This is a genomic window from Pararhodobacter marinus (assembly GCF_003122215.1).
Lineage (GTDB): Bacteria > Pseudomonadota > Alphaproteobacteria > Rhodobacterales > Rhodobacteraceae > Pararhodobacter > Pararhodobacter marinus.
The window spans coordinates 1-4,365 of sequence record NZ_QEYD01000022.1; the positions used below are offsets into that span (position 1 = coordinate 1).

A 4,365-nucleotide genomic window follows, 5' to 3' on the forward strand; every position below is an offset into this window, starting at 1 on the left:
CCGAAAGGCCAAGCCGAAGCCAAGGCCGCCGCCGCGCCTGAACAGGCCGAACCCACCGAAACCGTGAATTGAACCGGAGAAACCCCATGGCCAATCCCAAGCGCCCGACCTTCTCGCGCCGCGAAGTCTCGGAAGATGAGGCCGCGCAAATCGCAAAGCTGGACGATCTCGCGGATCAGTTTATCGCCCAGCTGCACGCGATCGGCGGCACCGATCCGGCAGGGTCCGAACTGGCCTCGCAGAAGCTGGTGATGGCGGCCACGCTGATCCGGCAGGGTGCCGACAGCGCCAAGCGGCATGTGACGTCCTGAGAGTGGGGGGAGAAAATGGCACGAGATCTGAAAACCCAGGCGCTTTGTGACCGGCTCGTCAGCTACTTCAGTATTGGCATGCCATGCGAAGCCGATACGCGCCGGCGGATTGAGGCTCTGATCGATGCCGTGGGCCACGACAAGCTGATCGACAATGCGTCTCTTGCAGCAAGCGCGGCAAAGTATCGGGAGTGCTGCGGCGAGTCGGTGCCATTCACCGATATTGCGCTGATTGGCTGGCTGACGGGCGAGCTCTGGCGCGACAAAGAGCGCGTGGCTGAGGCTGTCGATTCCGATCAGCACGGGCCGGCGGTCTGGCAGTCTGCGGACTATGTGGAAGGGAAGAGTGGTTTCCAGCTGGATCGAGAGACAGGCCTGCTAAAGATATATGGGCCCATAATCCGAGTGGCGCGCGATCGCGCGGACCGCGAGGGCCCGAGCGAAGAAGCCACTCTTACTTCCGACCTCAACAACTTGGTCACGACGGTCAGCGACACTGATGAAACGAAGGTTTCGGCTTTGTCGTGCGAGGTTTGGGTTGAGGGCTCTGATGAAGACCACCGCCTGCGCAAGCTGGTCGCAGACGGCGTTGCTGTAGCCCTCAAGGCCTATGACCGCGCGCTCCCGGCCCGCGTTTCAGCGATCCAGAGCCAACCGCGTCGGCGCGATTCCTCGGGGCAGGCTAATTGGGGCGGTTGGCTCAAAGAGATGCGGGAATGGATCGACGCGGGCGATGGCCCGGAGGCCGCGACGCCCGCGCCGCTGACGGCACTGGAAGAGCAGCTTACGCAACTCCAAGAGTCCGTTGACAAGTTGGTTGCGGACAAGGAGGCGGAGAAACGTGAGCTTGCCGAGGTCGTGGCTCAGGCTTCAATCGGCTCCGCCTTAGTTTCTGAATTCGTTGGGCAGGACGCCAAAGCTCAGGACGGGGAAGGTCGACTGGGGGCCGCTATCGCCCAGATGAAGGCGCAGATGAACCAAGGGGCGGAGCTAAAGTTGAGCAGTGAGTCGGACCGCCCTCACGACGAGGATTGCATCCGGTTACACCGCTTCAATTCGACTGCCGGCCCAAAAGGGCGCTCCGGGATATCGCTTCCGGTTCATCAATCTGAATATCGAAGCTACTTGGGTATTGAGGAGCGCGAAGAACCAGGGTGCCAAAGCGAAGATAATCATTGCCGACCGAAGCAGGGATAAAACCAAGATCGGTCTTTGTGGATAAGGTGCCCACTTCTGCGGCCATGAATAAAGGCGGGAAGGCTACGGAGTGGATGTTCACGTAGTAGAATTTGGTTTCTTCGGTCGAGTGCATTCCGGAAATCCTTACATGCCGAGCGAAAGCCGCTTTGAGGGTATCCAGAATTGGCTGGCCAACCATCGTGAAGGATGCGCCTGTGTCGACCAATGCCCTAGACGTCACTGAATTCCCATTCGCTCGAAAGGTGACATCCATGAACGGGCCGGCCATCGGGTGCGCTTCGTGAACCTCCGTTCCGTCAGGAAGTCGCCAAGCGATCGGCACACTAACCATCCTCAATCGAATCTCCCTCGGTACTGGTTTTGACAGACCGCCGATGGTGATGACTGCCGGGGGTTGAGTCCAGCCCCCGGCAGCTCTCCCGAACTTCCACAGGATCTTCCATGCGTTCACTCCCCTCAGCCGTCGCCGCGCATTATGCGGCGGGCGGTCATGCTGATGTTCAGGTGCTGGTCTGGATCACGGCGCGCGACCGCGTGACGGGTGATCCGCACTCGCTGGGCTTCTGGACCGGTGCCGATCACCAGGTGATCGAGGTCGAGGGGGAAGCGCGGACCTATTATGGCGTGGGTGCGCTTCTGGAGATCGAGCCCGTGGCGTCGGTGTCATCGGCGCAAGAGCTCACCTGGTCGCTCTCCGCCTCCCCGCTGGATGCGCAGATCGCCGAGGCCGTGCGGACCTATGACGCCCGTCTTGCACCCGTCGAGGTGCACGAGTGGCACCATGACCCGCTGACGCATCTGCCGCTTGCGGACCCGGTGCGCGTTGTGCGCGGGACGCTGATGGAGCTGAACATCCCGACCCCGCCCGAGGGTCAGGACACCGCGGCTACGCTGCAGATCGTGTCGGATGCGTATCGGCTGACCCGGGGCTTGACGACGAAACGCAGCGACGAGGCGCTGCAAGCGCGCACGGATGGGGCCGATCGGTTCCGCCGCTACAACAGCCTCGTCGGGATCAATGTCTGGTGGGGCGAGCAATCCGCGACGGATCCGGGCGGCGGCGGGCCCCGTCCGCCGCTCAAAGACCCGAACCCGAGCTGGCAGGGCAGGTAAATGCAGAAGACACCAGGTTGGCAGAACCGGCTGGTCGCGTTCCTCGCGGCGGCCGGGCGGGAGAGGTTTGTGCCGGGGCAGCACGATTGCGCGCTGTTCGCCTCGGGCGCGCTGGCGGCGATGACGGGCGTGGATCTCGCTGCGCCCTATCGTGGCCGCTACACGACCGAGCGCGGCGGCATCCGCATTCTGCGCAAGGACGGGTATCGCGATCACGTCGCGCTCGCAGCGGCGCATCTGCGCGCGCGGGCGGATAGCGAGCGGGCGCGCCCTGGTGATCTCGCTGTCATCCCGACCGAGTCCGGTCCGGCGCTCGGCGTTGTGCAGGGGGCCTCGGTCTACGTCCTCGCGCCTGACCGGCTAGCGCTGATGCCGCTGGCGCAGGCCGTGACTGTCTTCGAGGTGCCGTAATGCCTCAGGTCGGCGGATTTCTACTTGGCGCTGTCGGTGTCGGTTCAGGTGTTGCGGGCGCAATCGGTGCGGCTGGTGCATTCAAGCTTGGTGCTGTCTTCGCCGCAACAACCTTCGGCGGGATCGCGACCAACTTGCTGGCCTCGGTCGCCCTGTCGGCGCTGTCGATGGCGCTGCAACCGACGCCGAAGGCGGCGGGCCTGCGTACCGAGACCACCCTGCGCGGGGGCACCACGCCTGAGGTCTTCCTGCTGGGCCGCAGCGCGACCGGGGGCACGATGGTCTGCCCGCCCATGTCGCACGGCAAGGCAGGCAAGACGCCGAATGCGTATCTGACCTATGTCATCGAGCTGGCGGGCATTCCGGGCCACCAGCTCGACGGGCTCAGCCTCAATGGCGAGGCGGTCGAGATCCTCGCGGATGATCCGCATCCCGATTATGGGCAGCGCATCGGCGGGGAGTACGAGGACCGGGCTTGGATCCGCTATTACGACGGCACGCAAACCGAAGCCGATCCGATGCTGGTCGCGACCTATCCCGCGCCCTACGTGCGGCCTTGGTCGGCGGACATGGTGGGCGCAGGCATCTGCTACGCGGTCCTGACGTTCCGCTATGACCGCAAGGTCTGGTCGGGCTGGCCGCAATGCCGGTTCGTTCTGTCCTCGGTGCCGGTTTACGATCCGCGCCTGGATAGCAGCGTGGGCGGCGATGGCCCGCAGCGCTGGGGCGATACGTCCACCTATGCGCCGTCGAACAATGCCGCCGTGCTCGCCTACAACGTCAAGCGCGGGATCGTGCTGCCCGGGGGCGAGGTCTGGGGCGGGAACATTCCCGAAGCCGATCTGCCGCTGGTCGCGTGGATGGCGGAAATGGACCTGGCCGACCAGCTGGTCGATGACGGCGACGACGGCACCGAGCCGCAGTACCGCGCCGGGGTCGAGGTCCGGGCCGATGATGAGCCGTTCTCCGTCATCGAGGAAGTGCTCAAGGGCTGCAACGGGCAGGTCAGCGAAACGGGCGGCGTCTGGACCCTGCGCCTCGGTGCCCCGCGTCTGCCGGTCCTGTTCTTCGAGGATCACCACATCATTGCCGATGAGGCCGAAGAGTTCCGGCCTTTCCCGCCGATCGATCAGATCTTCAACGCGATCTCGGCCACCTATCCCGATCCCGAGCAGAACTGGGAATCGACGGAAAGCGAGCTGATCACGAATGCGGACTGGGAAGCCGAGGATGGCGACCGCCGCCTGACCGCCTCGCTCTCGCTGCCCGTGGTGCCTTATCCGATGCAGGTGGTGCGCGTCACCAATGCGCTGATCACCGATCACCGGCG

Annotated in this window: 5 protein-coding genes; all 5 read left to right on the forward strand. The window is 64.2% G+C overall.

Annotated features, from left to right (window positions below):
• The first annotated feature begins 86 nt into the window (after positions 1-86).
• A complete protein-coding gene (locus C4N9_RS21555) occupies positions 87-311 on the forward strand; it encodes a hypothetical protein (protein ID WP_109535407.1) in 225 nt (74 codons plus the stop codon).
• Positions 312-326: 15 nt separating this feature from the next.
• Entirely contained in the window at positions 327-1,508 is a 1,182-nt protein-coding gene (locus C4N9_RS21560) for a hypothetical protein (protein ID WP_109535408.1), read from the forward strand.
• Positions 1,509-1,952: 444 nt separating this feature from the next.
• Complete coding sequence (locus C4N9_RS21565) at positions 1,953-2,624, forward strand: hypothetical protein (protein WP_109535409.1); 672 nt, start codon at positions 1,953-1,955, stop codon at positions 2,622-2,624.
• Entirely contained in the window at positions 2,625-3,035 is a 411-nt protein-coding gene (locus C4N9_RS21570; protein ID WP_109535410.1) for a DUF6950 family protein, read from the forward strand.
• Between the two features lie 134 nt (positions 3,036-3,169).
• Positions 3,170-4,365, forward strand: a 1,196-nt coding sequence (locus C4N9_RS21575; protein WP_245902657.1) for a phage tail protein, incomplete at its 3' end; no start/stop codon positions are given.

Bases quoted from the DNA above. Each gene is read 5' to 3' on its own strand.
- C4N9_RS21555 (WP_109535407.1), top strand. From the start codon at position 87: ATGGCCAATCCCAAGCGCCCGACCTTCTCGCGCCGCGAAGTCTCGGAA.
- C4N9_RS21560 (WP_109535408.1), top strand. From the start codon at position 327: ATGGCACGAGATCTGAAAACCCAGGCGCTTTGTGACCGGCTCGTCAGC.
- C4N9_RS21565 (WP_109535409.1), top strand. From the start codon at position 1,953: ATGCGTTCACTCCCCTCAGCCGTCGCCGCGCATTATGCGGCGGGCGGT.
- C4N9_RS21570 (WP_109535410.1), top strand. From the start codon at position 2,625: ATGCAGAAGACACCAGGTTGGCAGAACCGGCTGGTCGCGTTCCTCGCG.